Raw genomic sequence first — 20830 nt, 5'->3', positions numbered from 1 at the left:
CCTTCCGGTCATTTCCGCCCTGGTCCGTCTTGCTTTCCTCCTATCTAGCGATCAGGATCGTTTCTTGAATAAGCAGCATCGAAACGGATTGTTTCCTTATGCGTCTCCCTGATTTTGAGGCATGGGCCATCTTCGCCGCCGTGGTCGAACATCGCAGCTTCACCGACGCCGCCAAGGCATTGAGCGTGTCGAAGGCCACCGTGTCCAAGGCCGTGACCCGCCTTGAACAGCATCTCGACACCAGCCTGTTCAGCCGCACCAGCCGCCGCCTCGCGCTGACGGAAAGCGGTAAGCGCCTCGCCGACCATGCCCAGCGCATCATGGCGGAGGGCGTCGCGGCGGAGGAAGCCGCGCATGACGAAACAGCAGACCTGTCCGGCGTCGTCCGGCTGGGCGCGCCCATGACCTTTGGCCTGCTGCGGATCGCACCGCTGATCGCACAGTTCACGCGGCAAAACCCGCTGGTCGATGTCGATCTGCATCTGTCGGACGCCCATATCGACATCATCGAAATGGGTCTGGATGCCACCATCCGCATCGCCGACATGCCCGACAGTTCGCTCCGCGCGCGGCGGCTGGCCGACGTCACATTACATGTTGTCGCGTCCCCCGCCTATCTGGCGGAGCGCGGTCGTCCCAATCACCCGTCGGACCTGGGGTCGCACGACTGCCTCTGCTATTCCAACGCCACTACGCCCGACATCTGGCGTTTCAGTGGGCCGGGCGAACAGAATGTCGTCGTGCAGGTGCGCAGCCGGATCACCGTCAACAGCGGCGAAGCGATGCTGCCCGCCCTGCGCGAAGGGGTCGGTATTGCGCGGCTGCCCGATTTCATCGTCGGCGACGCGCTGGCGGCGGGCGATGTTGAGGAAATACTGGCCGACTGGCGCGCCCCGCCTTTTGGCCTGCATCTCGTCACGCCGCCATCGCGCCTGCGCCCTGCGCGGGTTGATGCGCTGCTCGATTTCATCACGCGCCACCATGGCTGCCGAAAAATGAATGATCATGTTTAACAGGTTGGTCTAACCACAGCCTGAACGCCGGACGCCTGGCAGTCGTTTCGCAGGTGAATCTACCTTGACTCTATAGGGAATGTTTCGGCTTCAACTCTTTGTAAATAGATTCCTATTTGCACGACTCGTGGAATCCTGCGGGTTAGCGAAAAATTAACCTTTGTCCTTCATTAGTTTTTTGGTTAATGAATTGGAGCAGAAGCCGTTCTGGTGGGGTGAACGGACCTGCGACGTAAAGGGGCTTCACAATGCGCGTGCTGTTGATTGAGGACGAACCAACCACCGCCAAGGCGATTGAGCTTATGCTCACGACCGAAGGCTTCAATGTCTACACGACTGATTTGGGTGAAGAAGGCCTCGATCTGGGCAAGCTGTATGATTACGACATCATCTGCCTCGACCTGAACCTGCCCGACATGCACGGCTATGACGTGCTGAAAAAACTGCGGGCGGCCAAGGTGCAGACCCCGGTGCTCATCCTGTCCGGCATTGCCGAAATGGACAGCAAGGTGCGCTCCTTCGGTTTCGGTGCCGACGATTATGTGACCAAGCCTTTCCATCGCGAAGAACTGATCGCGCGCATCCATGCCGTCGTTCGCCGGTCGAAGGGGCATTCGCAATCGGTCATCCGCACGGGCAAGCTGGCCGTGAACCTGGACGCCAAGACCGTGGAGGTGGACGGCAACCGCGTTCACCTGACCGGCAAGGAATATGCCATGCTGGAGCTGCTGTCGCTTCGCAAGGGCACGACCCTGACCAAGGAAATGTTCCTGAACCACCTCTATGGCGGCATGGACGAACCCGAACTCAAGATCATCGACGTCTTCATCTGCAAACTGCGCAAGAAGCTGGCGCTGGCCTGCAGCGGCGACAATTATATCGAAACTGTCTGGGGTCGCGGCTATGTGCTGCGCGATCCTGATGAGGTGGAGGAGGAGCAGGCCAAGGTCGCCTGATCCGTCCTCTATGCAATCGGGGGGTGAAAAGGCCGGTGGTCCGAAAGGATCGCCGGCCTTTTTCTTTGGCGGGGGTTTCCAATCAGTAAAAGGCCTCGCATTACACATCGTCATGCTGAACTCGTTTAGCTACGCTGGCCTTCGGCTTAGCATCCATTCCGCCTCGAAAAATGTCCCTCTGCGACGAGAAATGGACCCTGAACCAAGTTCAGGGTGACGAGATGGGAAAGCAGTTCTCCCCCGCCGTTCGTTTCGAGCGAAGTCGAGAAACCAAGGCAAAGGTTCCCCCCCCATCCAAAACGAACGGATCAAAGTGAAATCATCATGCTATAGGCCGAGCCTATGGACGACCTCTTCTCCACCCACGCCGCTACGCCCGACCCGGTCGATCGCACTATCCGCGACCGCAAGCTCACCCGCGCCCATATCGAACAGGCGCAGTCCGCGTCACCCGCGCATCTGATCGACTGCGATCTGGAGGAGGCCGACCTGTCGGGCCTCGACCTCACCGGCTGGACCTTCGAACGCTGCCAGCTACGCCGTACCGACCTGACCGGCGCAACGCTGGAACGGACGCGCTGGACCGCCTGTCGCGGCGCATTTGCCGATTTCACTGGCGCGGACCTGCGCGAAGCCCGCTTCCTGTCCAGCGATTTCAACAACGCCGCCCTGCGCCGCACCCGCCTGTTCGCGGCCCATGTCGAACGTTGCAAGCTGACCGGAGCGGACCTGTCGGACGCCAGTACGCTCGACATGCGCGTCGTCGAAACCCTGCTCATCAACGCTCGACTTCCCGGCTTTTCCTTCCACAAACAGCATCTGACCGCGATAGACTTTGGGCAGGCCGACCTGCGCAAATGTGACTTTCGCGGCACCAGCTTCGATGGATGCAGCCTGCGCGACGCCATGCTCGATGGATGCCGCTTCGACGGGGCGGACCTGCGCGGCGCGGATCTGGGCGGCCTGCGCCTGATCGACGCCCGCCTGTTTCGTGGCGCGACCATTTCGCGCGATCAGGCCGGGCAACTCTTGAGCGAACTGGGCCTCAACGTCCGTTAAGGCATGATGACTTTAAGCTGGTTCACACCACGTCCGTTCATTCGAGCGAAGTCGAAAAACGCACGCACAGCACCAAAGCCTTCTCGACCTCGCTCGAAACGAACGGATAAGGGTAAGGTCATCATGCTCTTATCGGCTAAGCAATGACGCTGCCATGCCGGTTACACGCCACCATCAGCGACGCGGGAGCAACAAAGGCCGTAGCATGACCATCCGCCGCGCCTTCATCCCATGGCACCACCGACAGCGGCTTGGGTCGCCGTACGGCGCGACCCGGCGCGGCGAGCGCAACGACGCCGACTCCCGCCTGCGCCATTTTCAGGCTGGTCCCCGCCAACAGTCGTTTCAGCGCATCGCGCGTCGACAGCCACCCCTCGACCCGCCGCCCCCGGATCGTCGCGACCGCATCATAGGGAAACAGGATGCGTACGCCCGATTGGGTAGAAAGCTGGCGCAATCCACTATCGAGCGGCTGGACATGAATGTCGAACCTGTGCCGCTGATCCAGGCTGGTATCCCGTGGCGGGGCGGCAAAAACGGGGGTAATCGGCACAAGGCAGAAGGCCAGGCACAGCCGGACCAGCACATGAATTGCACGCATCATAGGATTTCGTCGGATGGCACCCTCCCTGCGGCCTCATCCCCCAAAACGATTCTGCCGCCCTGATCCGCCATGCCTCTGCGCCTCCGCGCCCGCTTTGATTACAGCTTGGGCAGGGTTACTCCCTGCTGCCCCATATATTTGCCGGCCCGGTCGGCATAGCTGACCTCGCACGGCTCGTTGCCTTGCAAAAACAGGAACTGGCACGCCCCTTCATTGGCGTAGATTTTCGCGGGTAGCGGCGTCGTGTTGGAAAATTCCAGCGTCACATGCCCCTCCCAACCCGGCTCCAGCGGCGTGACGTTCACGATGATGCCGCACCGCGCATAGGTGGATTTGCCCAGACAGATCACCAGCACATCGCGCGGCACCCGGAAATATTCCACCGTCCGCGCCAGCGCGAAGCTGTTGGGCGGAATGATGCAGCAGTCGGTTTTGCGATCGACGAAGCTGTTTGCGTTGAAATCCTTGGGGTCCACCACCGCGCTGTCGATATTGGTGAAAATCTTGAACTCGTCCGCCACCCGCGCGTCATAGCCGTAAGAGGACAGGCCATAGCTGATGCACCCATCGCGCTTCTGGCTCTCCACGAACGGCTCGATCATGTTCGTGGTCCGCGCCTGTTCGCGAATCCACCGGTCGGACATTATGCTCATGATGCTCTCAGTCTCTTTGCGTAGGGGCCATGCCAAGGTCCGCCGGACCAAAGGCATGGGGAAGAAGATCGGCGATGCGATGCTCGCTCACGATGCTGCCGGAGGGTGTCGCGCAGTAGATGGCGATCGGGCGGCCCGCCATTTGCTCGGCCTCGTTCATGACCTGACGGCATCGGCCGCACGGCGTCACCAGCGCTTCGTCCGCAGCATCCATCGCGCCGCCCACGACCGCGATCGCCGCGACGTCGGCGAACCGCCCCTGCGCATTGACGGTCGCCAGCGCGACCGTTTCTGCACATAGCGACAGGCCGTAGCTCGCATTTTCGAAATTGCAGCCAGTCACGATACTCCCGTCGGTCAGGCGCACCGCCGCGCCCACGGCAAAGCGACTGTAGGGCGCATGAGCATTCGCCATCGCCCCGCGCGCCGCCGCGACCAGCGTCGCAATCTGCGTCTTATCCGTCATGGCGTCACCACATTCCATCGTACTGGTCCCTCGACCCCGTCGATATGGCGCATGTCGCTGGCTGTCCACATTACCCACTGACGGGTCGCATAATCGGGCGGAAAGAAATTCTGATCCAGCCACAGCGTCCGATTGATCCCCGATCCGACGTCATAGCGTTTGTCGAAATCCTCGGTCACGTTCAGCAGCACCGTCTTGCCCGCATGGCTTTCGACCAGATTGATGAGCGTATTGAGGTCCGACAACACCCTGTCGCGCGCTGGTCGCTGCGCGCAGCCCGGATCGAACGCCAATCGGATCACCGGGGGCAGGGCGGCATTGTCGCGCGGCACGGTCGTCATGAAACGCGTCCCTTGCGCCCCCGCCGTCCCGCACAGGCTGAATTCCAGCATCGCGCCATAACGCATCCCGGCCGCCTTCACCCCGCGCAGGTTCAGCGCAAACGCCGCATCGCGCCGTTCGTCGCCGCGCACCGCGCGCACATAGGCAAAGTCCGTCCCCTGCGCCGCCAGCGTACCCCAATCGACCTTGCCCGCGTCGGACCCGATCGTCACGCCCTGCACCGGATACTCGTCGCGCCCCGGCGCCCAGTCGCGCGCATAGATCAGCAGCGCCGCTGCTACCGCCGCCATCAGCGCCAGCACTATCCCCGCCCGCACGAGCATCTGCGTTACAGTCAGCCCCCTGATGATCCCTATCCCTTGATATGTAGTACGCAGATCAGCGTGAACAGGCGGCGGGCCGTGTCGAAATCGACCGTGATCTTCCCCTCCAGCCGCTCGATCAGCATCTCTGCCGCGTCATTGTGAATCCCCCGCCGCGCCATGTCGACCGTCTCGATCTGCTGGGGCGATGCGTTGCTGATCGCCTGATAATAGCTGTCGCAAATGGCGAAATATTCGCGAATCGGTCGGCGGAACCGGCCCAGCCCCAGGATGATCGCCTCCAGCGGTCGGTCGTCCTCCCGGTTGATTTCGATCACCAGCCGCCCATCTTCAACCCGCAGCACGACTTTGTACGGTCCGGCATAGCCGTCGTCATGCGCGCGCTGTGGGGCGAAATGATTATCCTCCAGCAGGTCGAATATCGCGATCCGCCGCTCCTGCTCGACGTCCGCATTGCGCCACAGGATCGTCCGCTCGTCGAGCTTGATGTCTATGATGCGCGGATCGGCCATGGGGTCTGCCTCAGTGCGGCGGCAGGGGGCGAAATGCAAGCGGGACTTATCCACAGCTTGGGTGCATCGTTTCGACCTTGCCCCTTGCGCGCACGCGCCGTGGGGACGAATAGAAGCAGATGGCCGAACTCGTAAAACTCACCACCCCCGCCCCTGAAAGCGGCCTTCAATTGCCCCGCAATGTTGAGGCGGAAGCCGCGCTGCTCGGCGCGATCATGATCGACAACCGCATTGCCGAAGACGTGCAGTTGCGCATGAAGTCGGAACATTTTTTCGAGCCGCTGCATGGCCGCATCTACGACGCGATCATGAAGCTGCTGGACCGCGACATGGTCGCCAATCCCGTCACGCTCAAACCCATGCTCGACATGGACCCTGCGCTGAAAGAACTGGGCGGCGCGGCCTATCTGGCGCAATTGACCGGCAACGGCGCAGCGCTGATCGGCGCGCGCGACTTCGCCACGCAGATTTACGACCTCGCTTTGCTACGACAGCTTGTCAGTGTCGGGCGCGAACTGGTTGAAAATGCACTCGATACCAGCGAGGATGTCAACCCGCGTGAGCAGATCGAAGCCGCCGAAGTCGCCCTCTATAAAGTGTCGGAAGGGGAGGGCGAGACCGGCTCGATCAAGAGCTTCCTCATGGCCTCCACCGCCGCCGTGCAGGTCGCCGAACGCGCGCTCAACAGCGGCGGGCATGTGTCGGGTATCACCACTGGCATCAACAGCCTGAACGCGAAAATCGGTGGCCTTCATAATTCCGATCTCATGATTCTGGCCGGGCGTCCGGGCATGGGCAAGACGTCTCTCGCCACGAACATCGCCTATAATGCCGCGTCCCGCTGGCTGCGCGACAATGCCGACGGCATCCCGCCCGAAAAGAATATGGGCGCGAAAACCGCCTTCTTCAGTCTGGAAATGTCCGCCGACCAGCTGGCCACCCGCGTCCTCGCCGAACAGTCGGGCATCAGCGGCGAAGCGCTGCGCATGGGCAAGATCAGCCGCGCCGATTTCCAGAACCTGTCCCGCGCCGCGCGAGAATTGCAGGAACTGCCGCTGTTCATCGACGATACGCCGGGTCTCACCATCGCCGCGCTGCGCACCCGCGCGCGCCGTCTGAAACGCCGTCACGATATCGGCTTCATCGTGGTCGATTATCTGCAACTGTTGCAAGGCACGGGCCGCGCCAACGAAAACCGCGTCAATGAAATTTCGGAAATTTCCCGTGGTCTCAAGACCCTGGCGAAGGAATTGCATGTCCCGGTGCTGGCTCTGTCGCAGCTGAGCCGTGCGGTCGAACAGCGGGAAGACAAGCGCCCCCAGCTATCGGATCTGCGCGAATCCGGCTCGATCGAGCAGGACGCCGACATGGTCTGGTTCGTTTTCCGCGAAGATTATTACGAAGCGGCCAAGGAACCCAAGCCCGAAGACGAATCCGCCTATGCGATCTGGAAAGAGAATATGGAGCGGATTTATGGTCTGGCCGAAGTCATCATCGCCAAGCAGCGCCATGGTTCGACGGGCCGCATACGCATGAAATTCGACGCCAAGATCACGCGCTTCTCGGATCTGGCCGACGACAGTTATCAGGATAATGATTACGAATAGGGGCGGTAGGGCGAAAATCGCGCTCTACTCCAAGCCGAATGCCACCCAACCTCCGTTCGTTTCGAGCGATGTCGAGAAACCCAGGCACTACTTCTCGACTTCGCTCGAAACGAACGGGGGGGGGGAAGTGATCCTACTCTAAAGGCCGGGGCGCCTATCCATCTAACCGCACAACCCCTCCTCAACGCCGCCCAACGCACTCCTCCGTTCATTTCGAGCGAAGTCGAGAAACGCAGGCCAACCCGTCCGCCTCCCGACTTCGCCTGCTCCATCACCCGGCCTTAGCCGCCTTGGCCCGCGCCGCCACCCGCGTCTCCAGCATCGACAACGGCATAGCCCCTTCCTCAAGAATGGCATGGAACTGCTTGATATCAAAGCGATCGCCCAGCATCGCCTGCGCATCTTGCCGCGCCTTGTTCCAAACGCCATGCCCAACCTTGTAACTGGTCGCCTGACCCGGCTGCGTGCAGTAACGCTCGACCTCACGTTGGCAGCGGGGGCGGGCAAAGCCGCTCTTGTCGACCATATAATCGGTCGCCTGCTTTACGTCCCATTTCTTGGCATGGATGCCGGTGTCCACCACCAGTCGCGCCGCGCGGAACAGGAAGGATTGCAGGTATCCCGCCCGGTCGATCGGCGTCGCATAGCCCTTCAACTCGTCCGCCAGCTGCTCGGCGTAGAGCGCCCAGCCTTCCGAATAGGCGCTCATGAACCCGGTCTTGCGCAGCATCGGAATGTCGCCCGCCGTCTGCGCGGTAGAAATCTGAAGGTGATGTCCCGGCACGCCCTCATGATAGGTCAGCGCAGGCAGGCCATATTTGGGCCAGTCGCCCATATCCTTCAGGTTGATGAAGTAGATCGCCGGTCGTGATCCATCCAGCGCCGCGCGATTATAATAGCCGTTGGACGCGCCATCCTGAATCTCCACCGGCACCGCCCGAATTTCCAGCGCCGTGTCAGGAATCGTCGCGAACATATTGGGAAGTTTGGCTTTCATACCGTCCAGATCGCGGTTCAACTGATCCAGCAACGCCGCGCGCCCTTCGGCACTATCGGCATAAAGCTGCGCTGGCTCGACGTTCAGCGCCGCCAGCCTCTCGCCCACGCTCCCCTTGCTATATCCCGCGCCTTTCAGGATCGTGTCCAACTGCGCGCTGATGTCCGCCACCTGCTCCAGCCCCATGGCGTGAATCTGCGCCGCGCTCATGTCTGTCGTCGTCGCGCTTTTGAGCGCCGCTGCATAAATCTCGTCGCCACGCGGCGTCCGCCACACGCCATCGCCCGCCGCAGTCTTGGGCCGCAAAGCCTCGACCGCTGCAATCTGCTCGTCCAGCGCCGGATAGACGGACTTCTCCACGATCGCCGCCGCCTTGCCCTGCCAGTCGCCCGCGATTCCCTTGGCCGCCGCGCGCTTCACCAGCGATTGCACCATGCTGCTGCTCGCCGCTGGCTGCCCGCGCAGCTTCTTCATCTGCCCCAATGTCAGGTCCAGCGACCAGCCCGGCGCGAGGTATCCGCGCGCTGCTTCGTCCCGCTGCATCGCCGTGTCGGTGCGCAGGTTGCGCGCGAACGCCTCCAGCCGCGCCAGATAGGCGTCGCAATCCGCCTGCACGTTGATCGTGTGCGCGGTATTCAGGAAATCGGGCGTCGAAAAATAGCTGCCCCCCTGTTGGAAGATGCGATAGGGGCGCACCGCGCTGTTCAGCCCAAAGCGTCCCGGCGCGACCGTCTGCTGGTCCAGCAGATACAGGATGACGTCCAGATTCAACCGCTGCGCATCCGACAGTCTGGCTTCCTTGAACCCGTTTAACTCCCCGATCGCCGCCTGCGTCTGCGCCAGCCGCTTCATCATGGCCGATTTGCTGTTATCGTCCAATTGGCTCTTCGCCCCGGCGCGCGCGCCCTTGTCCAGACCAAGGCTGGTGACGAAGGCCGGCGACATGTCCAGTTGCCGTTCGAATATCGCGGCAAAGGCGGCGGACAGGCGCGCATCGTCGCCCCCTGCGGCCTGCGCAAACAGACGCTGACTGGCCCCGGTCATCGCAACAGCGCCCGACGCGGCAAGAAATTGACGGCGGTCCATGGTCCACTCCTTTGTTGAATCGTGGCTCTGTTTATTGCGTGTCAAACAAGCCTCGTCCAGCGCCTTGTAACATTGTTACGCAAGCGGGACAGATTCAGGCAGGCGGAACCGCGAACCTCTTGGCCAGCCCGTGATAGAGCCGCTCCTTGCTCACCAGTTGCGCGGAAAAATCGGCGACCAGTGCTGCGGCCAGCAGTGGCAGCATCAAACCCCGGCTCGCAGTGGTTTCGGAAATGATGATGACCGCCGTCAACGGCGCGCGCACCACGCCTGTAAAATAGGCGACCATGCCGAGCAGCACGACCGCGCCCTGCGGATAACCGGGGAACAGGCTGCCCAATATATCGCCAATGCCCGCCCCCACCGACAGCGACGGCGCAAAAATCCCGCCGGGCAGGCCCGATGCCGCCGTCGCCAGCGTCGACAGGAATTTGGCCGGCCCAAACCACAGCGGCACGTCCTTGCCCGTGATGATGGCCTGTGCCGCTTCGTAACCGGTTCCCCATGTCAGGCCAGTCGCCACGCCGACCAGCGCGACGAGGATACCGCAGCCCAGCGCCATGCCGACCGGCCGCGCGCGCAGCCACGCGACCGGCGCGAAATTCGTGCGGCCCGACGCCAGCATCAATCGGGAAAACAGCCCGCCCGCGATCCCCCCGAAAAATCCAGCCACCGGCGCCGCCACCAGAGCATCGCCGACGCTCAACGTCTGGCGCATGACACCGAAATAGACATAATCGCCCGCCAGCCCCAAACTGACCATGCCCGCGATCAGCACCGCCGCCATCACCAGCAACGTCATCCGCTGCTCATAGGCGGCCGCCAGTTCCTCGATCGCAAAGGCCACGCCCGCCAGCGGCGTATTGAACGCACCCGCCACGCCCGCCGCGCCCCCGGCGATGAACACCGACGCGCGCAACGGGACGCGCATGATCCGATGTGCATATCCCATGATGCTCGCGGCGATCTGCACCGTCGGCCCTTCACGCCCGACCGACGCGCCGAACAACAATGTGCCGATCGTCAGCCAGAATTTGACGAAGACAGTGCGCGCCGACACCAATTCTTTCATGCCCGCTTCGGGGTTGCGGGTGGCAGCGATGACTTGAGGAATACCCGATCCTCTGGCGGCAGGGGCCAGCTTCATCGTGATCCACGCGAACGCGGCAAAGCCCAATGGCGTGATAATCAGCGGCAACCACCAGCACCATGCGACCATATGGTGAAATATGCCGCCCGCCCGGTCAGCCAGTTCGGCAAAGAGCAGCGCGGTCAGCCCGACCAGCACCGCGCCGCTCAAAATGGCGACGCGCCGCCGCCAGATCATCGCGTGTGGGCCATGGCGACGCGCCATGATGCGCGCGCGGCGCTGAAGCAGGCGAAGCCGTTCCATCATGCTGGTCGATCGTCCGCCTGTATAGCGACCGCTTTGGCCGGGGACCGACCCATAACGTCCCGCGCACCGGGTGAAAACCCCGTGCGCGCAAATCTATCAGGCGATGCCCCGATCAGAAAACCGGCATGTTCGCCGGATCTTCGGGATCAACCACAGGGGTCGGCGTCACCGGCGAATGGATGCCACATTCCACCTTGTCCCACCCACGCCAGCGGCCCGCACGCGGGTCTTCGCCCGGCGCAACCTTGGACGTGCATGGCTCGCATCCGATCGACAGATAACCCTGCGCCTCCAGCGGATGGCGGGGCAGGGCGTGCGCCTCGAAATAGGCGTCCAGATCGGCCTTGGTCCAATCGCCCAGCGGATTGATCTTCAACCGCCCATCCTCGACCTCGAACCGGGGCAGGTTCTGGCGCGTCACCGACTGGAACGCCTTGCGCCCGGAAATCCACGCGTCCAGCCCGGCCTTCGCCCGCTTCAACGGCTCCACCTTGCGAATTTCGCAGCAGCCATCGGGGTCGTAAGACCAGCGCAACCCTGTCTCGTCCTTTGCCGCGATCACCTCGGCGATCGGTCGGATCGTGCGGCTGTCGGTAAAGCCAAATGCGCTCATCAACGTGTCGCGATAGGCCAAAGTCTCGTCGAACATCTTCATCGTATCGACGAAAATCACCGGCACCCGCTTGTCGGCCTGCGCCACCAGATGCAGCAGCACCGCGCTTTCCGTGCCGAACGACGACACCACACCGACATTCCCCGCCAGCCCTTGCGCAAATACCGCCTTGAGCATGTCCAGCGTATCGACCCCCGCGAACCGCGCGTTCAGTGCATCAGCGTCCGCCTGCGTGAACAGGGGACGGGTGTCGATAATGTCGATCTGGCGCGCGGCTTCAGCCATTCTGGGTCTCCGGGTGCCGCCTGGCCCAAATCGGGCTGCGGCCATCGATCGTCTTTTGATAGACGTCGTCATAGCGGTTGAGCGCGCGATCGACCGCTGCGTAGTCCAGCGCCTTGGCGGGGTGAAAACTGTCGAAGCCGCATCGGCGCATCGCGACGATCTGGTCCACCAGCACGTCGCCGACCGCGCGCAATTCGCCCGCATAGCCCGCCTCACGCAAAATACGCGCCGCCGAATAGCCGCGCCCGTCGCCGTAAACCGGGAAGTTGACCTCCACCAGCGACAGCCGCTCCAGATGCGGCAGCAATTCGCGCGCATCCTCACCCGGCTCGATGCGGACGGCCGTGGCGTTGGACTGGCCGGTAAAGGCCTCGACCGTCACGGACGGTTCCTGCGTGGGTTCACCATCACGAAAGGACAGAAATTCAACCATCAGATAATTCCCCGTTCGGGCTGAGCCCTTCGACTGCCTGCTTGCAGCAGTCGCTCAGGATAAACTTCATCAAAGATGAAGTCGAAGCCTTCACCTGAGCGCAGCGAAGGCGCTTCACTTCGTTCAGCGGAACCCTTCGACAAGCTCAGGGCGAACGGACGTTGGTGATAAGGCTCACCCATAAATCGCCTCCTTGAACGGCTTCATGCCGATCCGGCGATAGGTATCCAGAAACCGCTCACCGCTCTCCCGCTCTGCCAGATACAGGTCCGTCACCTTCTCGATCGCATCGACCACGCCATCCTCGGAAAAGCCCGGCCCGGTGATCTGGCCCAGCGATGCATCCTCCGCGCCCGAACCACCCAGCGACAACTGGAAATTCTCCACACCCTTCCGGTCCACGCCCAATATGCCGATATGCCCGGCATGATGATGGCCACAGGCGTTGATGCAGCCGGAAATTTTCAGCTTCAACTCGCCCAGTTCCGCCTGCCGCTCCGTCGCCTTGAACCGCTGGGCGATCTTCTGCGCCAGCGGAATGGAGCGCGCGTTGGCGAGCGCGCAATAGTCCAGACCGGGGCAGGCGATGATGTCGGTGATGAGGTCCAGATTGGCTTCGGCCAGACCCGCCTCGTCCAGCTTCTGCCAGATGGCGTAGAGGTCCGCCTTCTTCACATGGGGCAGCACCAGATTCTGCGCATGGGTGACACGCAGTTCGTCCAGCGAATATTGCTCCGCCAGGTCTGCCGCCAGCGCGATCTGCGCCGCCGACGCGTCGCCGGGGATGCCCTCGATCGGTTTCAGACTGATGTTGACGATGGCATAGCCGGGCGCCTTGTGCGCTGCGACTTGCCGATCGACCCACAGCGCAAACGCCGGATCGCTCCGGTCGATGGCGTCGCTCAGGCCCGTTTCATAAGCCGGTGGGGCGAAGAAAGCACGGATGCGCGCCAGTTCCTCGACCGGCGGATTGAGGCCCAGTTCCCGCATATGCGCAAACTCTTCCTCAACCTGCCGCTTATATTCCTCGACGCCGATTTCGTGGACCAGTATCTTGATCCGCGCCTTGTACTTGTTGTCGCGGCGACCGTAGCGATTATAGACGCGCAGGCACGCTTCCAGATAAGATACAATCTCATCTTCGCCCACGAAGTCCCTGATAAGTGGCGCAACCATGGGCGTGCGCCCCATGCCGCCACCGGCATAGACCTCCGCGCCGATCGCACCATCACGCTCGACCAGCTTCAACCCGATGTCATGCAGCCGCATCGCCGCGCGATCATCCTCGCTGGCGATCACGCAAATCTTGAACTTGCGCGGCAGATAGGTGAACTCCGGGTGGAAACTCGACCATTGGCGCAGCAATTCGGCCCAGGGGCGGGGGTCCGCCACTTCGTCCGCGCTGACGCCTGCATATTGGTCGGACGAGATATTGCGGATGCAATTGCCCGACGTCTGAATCGCATGCATCTCCACCGTGGCCAGTTCGGCCAAAATGTCGGGCGCATCGGCCAGCTTGATCCAGTTATATTGCAGGTTCTGGCGTGTGGTGAAGTGGCCATAGCCCTTGTCATATTTGTCCGCAATCTCGCCCAGCTTGCGCATCTGCTTACCCGACAGCGTGCCATAGGGGATGGCGACGCGCAGCATATAGGCGTGGAGTTGCAGATAGAGGCCGTTCATCAACCGCAACGGCTTGAATTGGTCCTCGGTCAGCGCGCCGGACAGGCGACGTGTCACCTGATCGCGAAATTCATCGACGCGGGCATCGACCATCGACTGGTCATAACTGTCATAACGATACATGGTCAGATCACCCACTTGCCGATGTCGGCCTCGGCGGTTTGCGGAATAAGGTCGGGGCGCACGGTCGGTCCCAATGCGCGGATGCGGTCCTTGATATGGGCGGGGCGCACGCCAGCGTCGGTGATGGTCGCGTCGATGACATAGGCGCCCACGACGCGCAGCGCCGCTTCCTCGGTCCGGGCGAGGTCGTCGCCCCTGTCACCCACATCGACCGACTCCGCCACCTGCCGCGACCAGCCATCGCCAGCCCACCAGATCACGTCGCCCGACGACAGATCATTCCCCGTAAGTATCTTCACGAACGCATCTCCGCCCCAATATCCTGTCTTTGCGCCCAACCGGCCAGCACATCTTGCGCCAGCGCATAAGTCGCCACTTCGCCCACGACGATCAGCGCCGGGCTTTTCACATTCTCACGTACCACCATGTCGCCAAGGTCCGCGAGCAGCGTGCGCAGCGTGCGCATATCCGCGCGCGTTCCGTTTTCCAGCACGGCGACCGGCACGTCCGGCGCGACACCATCGGCGATCAGCTTGTCGGCAATGTCCGCCGCGCTCGCCACGCCCATATAGATGACGAGCGTGCGCCCTTTACCCGCCAGCCCCGACCAGTCCTGTGTCGTGAGCCCCTTGCACTGGCCCGCGACGAAGCTCACCGCGCTCGACGCCGCCCGATGGGTCAGCGGCAACTGCGCCTGCGCCGCGCTGCCCATGGCCGCGCTGATACCCGGCACCACCTCGACCGGCACGCCCGCCGCGCGGCACGCATCGACTTCCTCGCCGCCACGCCCGAAAATGAACGGATCGCCACCTTTCAGCCGCACCACGTTGCGTCCCGACAGCGCAATCTCCACCAGCAGGGCGTTGATCGCCTCCTGCGGCATGGAATGGCGGCTGCGCTTCTTGGCGACGCAAATCATCTCTGCGTCCGGCGACGCCAGCGCCAGTATCTCCGCCGACACCAGCCCGTCATGCACGATGACGCTGGCCGATCCGATCAGGCGCGCAGCCTTGATCGTCAGCAGTTCAGGGTCGCCCGGTCCCGCGCCCACCAGATGGACGGTAGCAGATACAGTGTCAGCCATGCTTGCCATGTGGCGAAAAGGCGGCCCAAGTTCAATTCAGAATGGGTATGGGGTCCGTTAGGAAATCTATTCAGTCGCCCATGGCGGATATGTCGATGTCTTTCAGCCCGATGCCGATCGACGCGCGCGGCGTCTCTATTTCCGACGACACCACCGGATAGGCGCAATAATCGGCCGCATAATAGGCGCTTGGCCGATGATTGCCCGATATGCCGACCCCGCCGAACGGCGCGGAGGACGACGCGCCATTGGTCGGCCGGTTCCAGTTGATGACGCCCGCCTGCACATTGGCCCAGAACTGGTTATATTCTTCGGGCGATCCCCCGATCAGCGACGCCGACAGCCCGTATCGGCTGGCGTTCGCCTGCGCGATCGCCTCCTCGAACGTCGTGACCCGCACGACCTGCAACAAAGGTCCGAACAATTCGACATCGGGCCGGTCCTGCATCGCCGTCACGTCGATGATCGCTGGCGATACGAACGGCAGCCCCGCTTTGGGCCGCACCATATGCTTGATCGGTCTGCCGCCATTGCTCATCAGCCACAGGAAACTTTCGGTCAACCCGTCGGCGGTCGCCATGTCGATCACTGGTCCCATGAACGGCGTAGGGTCGGCATGGGGGTGATCGACGATCAACCGGTCGGCCAGTTTCTTGACCTCCGCGATCAGCGCATCGGCCATGCTGTCCCGCACGATCAGGCGACTGGCCGCCGTGCAGCGCTGGCCACTCGACAGGAAAGCCGACTGCACCACGATCGTCGCGGCGGCGTTGATTTCGGGCGTGTCCCACACCACGATCGGATTATTGCCGCCCATCTCCAGCGCCAGTATCTTGCCCGGCTGCGTCCCGAACTGGCGATTGATGGCGATGCCGGTCTGCGCCGATCCGGTGAACAATATGCCGCCCACATCGTCATGCGCCGCCAGCGCCTTGCCCTCGCTCGCGCCGCCCTGAACGACGCGCATCGCGTCGATCGGCACGCCCGCCTCATGATAGAGCTGCACCAGCATTGCGCCCACCGCCGGGGTCTTTTCCGACGGCTTGAACACCACCGCATTCCCGGCCAGCAACGCAGGCACGATATGCCCATTGGGCAGATGCGCGGGGAAATTATAGGGGCCAAGCACCGCCATGACGCCATGGGGCTTGTGCCGCACGGATTGCCGCGCGCCCAGCGCGCCCTCCAGCCGCCTTTGCCCCGTGCGTTCGGAATAGGCGGCGACGGATATGTCCACCTTGGCCATCACGCCCGCCACTTCCGCGCGTGCGTCCCATAATGGCTTGCCGGTTTCGCGCGCGATCAGATCGACCAGCGCATCTTCATGCCGCCGCACGACATTGACGAAGCGGCGCAGCGTTTCGATACGATAGGCGATCGGTTGCGCTGCCCATCGCGGCCAGGCCGCCTTGGCCAGCGCGACTTCCGCGTCGACGTCGCCAGCCTCGCCCTGCCAGAGCAGCGCGCCGGTGGCCGGTTCATGGGACGTCAGGGGAGCGGACATAGCGCTGTGATATGAAGAAAAAAGGTTAAGAAAGCCAGAGGCATGACAGGATGACCAACATGCCGCTACCGTCAGCGCGGGGGCGGCAGTCCGTCCGCCATCAACCACATTTCGGCGGGCAATCGGGATGAAAAGGCTGCGATATTAAAATCCTGCAACATCGCCCGCACCACCATTTTTACGTTTTCATTGGCGGTCAACATCGCGACCCGATCCTCGGGTCTATATGTCCGGCGAAACTGCGCCAGGATCAGCGCCCCCGTGCCCGCATCCTGCTCGCCAGCACCGGTTACGTCGGACAGGACGCGAATCTGTTCACCGGCCTGCCGCTTCTGCGCGATGATGGCGCGCAGCGCATCGAAATGCGCGTTTAATTCTGCTTCGGTCCAGCGATTGGTGGAAGTCACCGTAATGATGCCATCCGCGTCGGTCAGGTCACGCTCGATCATGTCACTACCGCCGACTAGTTGAATCCATCGACCGGGGTCGGCCTGTGTCCTGTTACCTGCGAAAAGCCCCATTCATCAATATAATTAACTATTCTATTCACGCAGCGGCGATGCATTCGCTATGCGCCGCCCCCATGCGCCGGATCGCTGCGACCTTGGCATGCAAAGGCGCCCAATCGTCGTCGGTGTCGATCGCGCTCCAGATCGCCTCGACCTCCTCAATGTGCATGGAGCAGGGGGCGGCATCCGTCCAATAGTCATGGCGTCTTGCATCCTCCACGCCTGCAAACCCCGCAATCGCGCCACGAAACGCGTCCCACGCCGCATCATCATAATCATGCCCCTCGCGCGCGACGCCGCCACGCCAGTCATGGAAAAACCGGTCGATCCCGGTCCCGCTCATGGCCATGCCCCGTACCGCCGCCGCGATCATCGCATCCGCCCCGTCGCCCGGCACCACGCCCAGCCGCCAGCAGAAACGCCGCGCCATCGCCTGCGCATAGAGCGCGGGAAACCGCTCCAACTGCTCGATCAACGGCGCCGCCTCCACCAATGCGCGCAGCGACACCGCCAGTTGCGCGACGTCCCAATGGATCGCCTCGGCCTGCCGCCCGAACGCATATAGCCCCTGATGATCGAAATAGGCGGCGGTGAAATTTGCGTCCCACAATGGCGTGAACCGCCACGGCCCATAATCGAAACTCTCACCCGTCACATTGATATTGTCGCTGTTCAACACGCCATGCACGAATCCCGCCACCATATAGCTGGCGGCCAGATCGGCGGTGCGCTCCACCACCCGGCCCAGCAATTGCGCAGGCGGATTATCCCCCGGCACCTCGCCGTACAGATGCGTCAGCGCATAGTCGGTCAGCTTTTCCAGCAGCGCCCTGTCCTCCAGAAACGCCGCTCGCTGGAACGATCCGATGCGGATATGCGAATGCGACAGGCGCACCATCGCCGCGCCGCGTGTGGGTGAAGGCTCGTCATTGCGCTCCAATGCCTCGCCGGTTTCGATGATCGACAGGGTCTTGCTCGTGTTGACGCCCAATGCCTCCAGCATCTCGGTCGCCAAAATCTCGCGCACCCCGCCTTTCAGCGTCAACCGCCCGTCGCCAAAGCGGCTATAGGGTGTCTGGCCTGAACCCTTGGTGCCCAGGTCCATCAATCGCCCATCGGAATCGCGCATCTGCGCGAACAGGAACCCGCGCCCATCGCCGATGTCGGGATTATAATGGCGGAACTGATGGCCATGATAGCGCAGCGCCAAAGGGCGGGGCAGGGTGCCGGGCAAGGGTTCGAACCGCCCGAAATGCGCGATCCACGCCTCGTCGCTCAGGCTGTCCAGCCCCACGCTGGCCGCTGCCCGGTCGTTGCGGAACCGCAGGATCGTCTGCGGAAAATCCGCCGCATCGACCGGCGCGGCGATGTCCGGCATCAATGCGTCGATTTGTGCGACGGGGCTGTAAATGGCGGCTTGCGGCGTCTGGTTCATACGGCGATATGGGGGACGCAGACCCAAAGGATCAAGCGTGAGCGGTTATAGCGACGGATATTGGTGGTCACCTGATGGGCTGCGGCTCCATTATCGGGACTATGCGGGTGGGGATGATGGTCGTCCGCCCTTGCTGTGCCTGCCGGGCCTGACGCGCAATGCGCGCGATTTCGAACCGCTCGCCGCGCGCCTGGCCGGGCAATGGCGTCTCATCTGTCCCGATATGCGGGGCCGGGCCGAAAGCGCCTATGCCAAGGATGCGATGACCTATGTGCCGCTGACCTATCTTCAGGATATCGGTCGCCTGCTCACCGATCTCGCGATCCCGCGCTTCGTCGCGATCGGCACCTCGCTGGGCGGCATCATCACCATGTTGATCGCCGCGACGCATCGCGAATGGCTCTCAGGGGCGCTGCTCAACGATGTCGGTCCGGTGGTGGACGACGCCGGCATGGCGCGCATCCGTTCTTATGTGGGCGTGGGCCAGTCGCACCCCAGTTGGGTCCATGCCGCCCGCTCCCTGTGCGAAGCCAATGGTGACGTCTATCCCGGCTATGATCTGGAAGCCTGGCTGGCGATGGCCAAGCGTTTGTATCGCCTGAACAATGCGGGCCGGATCGTCCTTGATTATGACATGCGTATCGCCGAACCCATCCGCGCCATGGCGCAGGACGGCGCGAGCGAAGCGGGCGTCGACATGTGGCCGGTCATGGCTGCCTTCCGCGACATTCCCACGCTGATCCTGCGTGGCGCGCAATCCGACATATTAAGCGCCCCGACCGCGCAGCGCATGGTCGCCGACATCGGCGACAGCGCGCAACTCGTCACCGTGCCGGACGTCGGCCACGCGCCCGTGCTGGACGAACCGACCAGCGCCGATGCGATCGACCGGCTGCTTGAAAGCGTGCTGCGTGGCTGACTCGGCCCGGTCCGCCCATCGACCCCATATCCTCCACGTCCATGGCAGCTTCACTCTGGGGGGCAAGGAAGCCCGCGCCGTACGCCTGATGAACCTGTGGGGCGATCGCGCCCGCCACAGCATCGTCAGTGCCGACCCGGTCGCGCTGGGCGCACGGGACGCCATCGACCCCCAGATCGACGTCGATTTCCCCGACAGCCCCTCCTTTGCCGGGAAACCGGGGCTTGTCCGCTATTGGGAAATAGCTAAGTTCCTGAAAAGGTTCGATTTAATACTGACCTACAATTGGGGCGCCATGGATGCGACGATGGCGCATCATGTCTATGTCTCACTCTGGAAATTACCCCCCCCCCTCATTCATCACGAAGACGGCTTCAACGCCGACGAAACCGCAGGTCTCAAAACCAAACGCAACCTCTTCCGCCGCGTCGCCCTGCGCAGCGCCCACGCCCTTGTCGTGCCCTCCGTCCGCCTCGAAACGATCGCCAGTCAGGTCTGGAAACAGCCCGCCAGCAAAATCCACCTGATCCGCAACGGCATCGACATCGCCCGCTATCAGGCCGCCCCCGAACCCGACGCCATCCCCAACCTGATCCGCTCCCCCGGCAAGCTGCTGGTCGGCACGCTGGCGGGCCTTCGCGGCGTCAAGAATATCCCCCGCCTCGTCCGCGCCGTCGCCGCCCATCGGGACCGGCTGCAACTGGTGGTCGTGGGGGAGGGGCCGGAACGCGACGCCATCCTCGCCGAAGCTGCCGCCCATGGCCTCGACGACCTCTGCATGGCAGGCTTCATGGACCGCCCATGGCGCTTCATCGGCCTGTTCGACATCTTCGCTTTGTCCTCGGACAGCGAACAATTCCCCATCTCCCTTGTCGAGGCGATGGCCGCTGGCTTGCCGGTCGCCTCGATGGATGTGGGCGACATCGCCAACATGGTCGCCCCCGCCAACCGCCCCTTCGTCGTCGCTGACGAAGGGGGCCTTGCCCAAGCCCTCGGCACGCTCGCCGACTCCTCCGAATTACGCGCCTCGCTGGGTGCCGCCAACCGCCAGCGCGCCAATCAGGATTTTGGCGAAGCGGCCATGGTCGATGCCTATGCCGCATTATATGGGCAGGCTATGGCCAGCCCATATATTTTGCGCTAGGGGGCGCGTCATTCGTCAACCAAGTCGAAAGCTGGTATAAGACGGCTTTCGTCTGGTCCGGGAAGGCCAGTGCTATTTTGCAGG

22 protein-coding genes are annotated in these 20830 nt (G+C 62.7%); 6 read left to right on the top strand and 16 right to left on the bottom strand.

Going from position 1 to position 20830, the window contains the following annotated elements:
• The first annotated feature begins 98 nt into the window (after window positions 1–98).
• The 3 genes from WA070_RS16590 to WA070_RS16580 all read left to right on the top strand — a co-directional run bounded on the left by WA070_RS16590 (window position 99) and on the right by WA070_RS16580 (window position 3028).
• Window positions 99–1013 carry a LysR family transcriptional regulator gene (locus tag WA070_RS16590; RefSeq protein WP_422635032.1) on the top strand — a complete coding sequence of 305 codons (915 nt, stop codon included), beginning with the start codon at window positions 99–101 and terminating at the stop codon, window positions 1011–1013.
• Between the two features lie 248 nt (window positions 1014–1261).
• Entirely contained in the window at window positions 1262–1969 is a 708-nt protein-coding gene (ctrA, locus tag WA070_RS16585; protein ID WP_422635031.1) for a response regulator transcription factor CtrA, read from the top strand.
• Between the two features lie 342 nt (window positions 1970–2311).
• Entirely contained in the window at window positions 2312–3028 is a 717-nt protein-coding gene (locus WA070_RS16580) for a pentapeptide repeat-containing protein (protein ID WP_422635030.1), read from the top strand.
• Window positions 3029–3164: 136 nt separating this feature from the next.
• Here WA070_RS16580 and WA070_RS16575 read toward each other — a convergent pair whose 3' ends face one another.
• The 5 genes from WA070_RS16575 to WA070_RS16555 all read right to left on the bottom strand — a co-directional run bounded on the left by WA070_RS16575 (window position 3165) and on the right by WA070_RS16555 (window position 5928).
• Window positions 3165–3632: a hypothetical protein gene (locus WA070_RS16575; protein ID WP_422635029.1), complete on the bottom strand. Its 468-nt coding sequence runs from the start codon at window positions 3630–3632 to the stop codon at window positions 3165–3167.
• Window positions 3633–3730: 98 nt separating this feature from the next.
• Window positions 3731–4285 (bottom strand): dCTP deaminase, encoded by a 555-nt coding sequence (dcd, locus tag WA070_RS16570; protein ID WP_422635028.1) that lies wholly within the window; start codon window positions 4283–4285, stop codon window positions 3731–3733.
• 7 nt (window positions 4286–4292) lie between these two features.
• The gene (locus WA070_RS16565; protein WP_422635027.1) at window positions 4293–4751 is read right to left on the bottom strand and encodes a cytidine deaminase; all 459 of its coding nucleotides are present in this window, start codon (window positions 4749–4751) and stop codon (window positions 4293–4295) included.
• Window positions 4748–5416 carry a GH25 family lysozyme gene (locus WA070_RS16560; RefSeq protein ID WP_422635026.1) on the bottom strand — a complete coding sequence of 223 codons (669 nt, stop codon included), beginning with the start codon at window positions 5414–5416 and terminating at the stop codon, window positions 4748–4750. The genes WA070_RS16565 and WA070_RS16560 overlap by 4 nt, the downstream gene beginning before the upstream one ends.
• A gap of 29 nt (window positions 5417–5445) precedes the next feature.
• Complete coding sequence (locus tag WA070_RS16555; protein ID WP_422635025.1) at window positions 5446–5928, bottom strand: UPF0262 family protein; 483 nt, start codon at window positions 5926–5928, stop codon at window positions 5446–5448.
• A gap of 119 nt (window positions 5929–6047) precedes the next feature.
• Here WA070_RS16555 and WA070_RS16550 point away from each other — a divergent pair, with 119 nt between their 5' ends.
• On the top strand, window positions 6048–7535 hold the full coding sequence (locus WA070_RS16550) for a replicative DNA helicase (RefSeq protein WP_422635024.1): 1488 nt from the start codon (window positions 6048–6050) through the stop codon (window positions 7533–7535).
• 271 nt (window positions 7536–7806) lie between these two features.
• Here WA070_RS16550 and WA070_RS16545 read toward each other — a convergent pair whose 3' ends face one another.
• The 11 genes from WA070_RS16545 to WA070_RS16495 form a co-directional block, all read right to left on the bottom strand.
• Window positions 7807–9618 (bottom strand): DUF885 domain-containing protein, encoded by a 1812-nt coding sequence (locus WA070_RS16545; RefSeq protein WP_422635023.1) that lies wholly within the window; start codon window positions 9616–9618, stop codon window positions 7807–7809.
• Between the two features lie 94 nt (window positions 9619–9712).
• Window positions 9713–11014, bottom strand: coding sequence for a chloride channel protein (locus tag WA070_RS16540; RefSeq protein WP_422635022.1), 1302 nt, complete (start codon window positions 11012–11014; stop codon window positions 9713–9715).
• Between the two features lie 112 nt (window positions 11015–11126).
• A complete protein-coding gene (locus WA070_RS16535; protein ID WP_422635021.1) occupies window positions 11127–11912 on the bottom strand; it encodes a phosphoadenylyl-sulfate reductase in 786 nt (261 codons plus the stop codon).
• The gene (locus tag WA070_RS16530; RefSeq protein WP_422635020.1) at window positions 11905–12345 is read right to left on the bottom strand and encodes a DUF934 domain-containing protein; all 441 of its coding nucleotides are present in this window, start codon (window positions 12343–12345) and stop codon (window positions 11905–11907) included. Before WA070_RS16530 ends, WA070_RS16535 begins: the two co-directional genes overlap by 8 nt.
• Window positions 12345–12527, bottom strand: coding sequence for a hypothetical protein (locus WA070_RS16525; protein ID WP_422635019.1), 183 nt, complete (start codon window positions 12525–12527; stop codon window positions 12345–12347). Before WA070_RS16525 ends, WA070_RS16530 begins: the two co-directional genes overlap by 1 nt.
• On the bottom strand, window positions 12520–14151 hold the full coding sequence (locus WA070_RS16520) for a nitrite/sulfite reductase (RefSeq protein ID WP_422635071.1): 1632 nt from the start codon (window positions 14149–14151) through the stop codon (window positions 12520–12522). Before WA070_RS16520 ends, WA070_RS16525 begins: the two co-directional genes overlap by 8 nt.
• 2 nt (window positions 14152–14153) lie before the next feature.
• Window positions 14154–14450 (bottom strand): DUF2849 domain-containing protein, encoded by a 297-nt coding sequence (locus WA070_RS16515; protein ID WP_422635018.1) that lies wholly within the window; start codon window positions 14448–14450, stop codon window positions 14154–14156.
• On the bottom strand, window positions 14447–15235 hold the full coding sequence (cobA, locus tag WA070_RS16510) for a uroporphyrinogen-III C-methyltransferase (protein WP_422635017.1): 789 nt from the start codon (window positions 15233–15235) through the stop codon (window positions 14447–14449). The genes WA070_RS16515 and cobA overlap by 4 nt, the downstream gene beginning before the upstream one ends.
• Before the next feature lie 70 nt (window positions 15236–15305).
• A complete protein-coding gene (astD, locus tag WA070_RS16505) occupies window positions 15306–16739 on the bottom strand; it encodes a succinylglutamate-semialdehyde dehydrogenase (RefSeq protein ID WP_422635016.1) in 1434 nt (477 codons plus the stop codon).
• 71 nt (window positions 16740–16810) lie between these two features.
• The gene (locus WA070_RS16500; protein ID WP_422635015.1) at window positions 16811–17188 is read right to left on the bottom strand and encodes a hypothetical protein; all 378 of its coding nucleotides are present in this window, start codon (window positions 17186–17188) and stop codon (window positions 16811–16813) included.
• Window positions 17189–17285: 97 nt separating this feature from the next.
• Window positions 17286–18683, bottom strand: coding sequence for a protein adenylyltransferase SelO (locus WA070_RS16495; protein ID WP_422635014.1), 1398 nt, complete (start codon window positions 18681–18683; stop codon window positions 17286–17288).
• 37 nt (window positions 18684–18720) lie between these two features.
• On the opposite strand from WA070_RS16495, the gene WA070_RS16490 reads away from it, so the two are divergent.
• Both WA070_RS16490 and WA070_RS16485 read left to right on the top strand, forming a co-directional pair.
• Window positions 18721–19602 carry an alpha/beta fold hydrolase gene (locus WA070_RS16490; RefSeq protein WP_422635013.1) on the top strand — a complete coding sequence of 294 codons (882 nt, stop codon included), beginning with the start codon at window positions 18721–18723 and terminating at the stop codon, window positions 19600–19602.
• Window positions 19562–20746 (top strand): glycosyltransferase, encoded by a 1185-nt coding sequence (locus tag WA070_RS16485; RefSeq protein ID WP_422635012.1) that lies wholly within the window; start codon window positions 19562–19564, stop codon window positions 20744–20746. Before WA070_RS16490 ends, WA070_RS16485 begins: the two co-directional genes overlap by 41 nt.
• The last annotated feature ends 84 nt before the right edge of the window (window positions 20747–20830 follow it).

The organism is Sphingobium sp. (assembly GCF_049304695.1).
Lineage (GTDB): Bacteria > Pseudomonadota > Alphaproteobacteria > Sphingomonadales > Sphingomonadaceae > Sphingobium.
The sequence above is the reverse complement of the archived record's forward strand: the minus strand, read 5'-3'. Positions and strand labels throughout refer to the sequence as shown.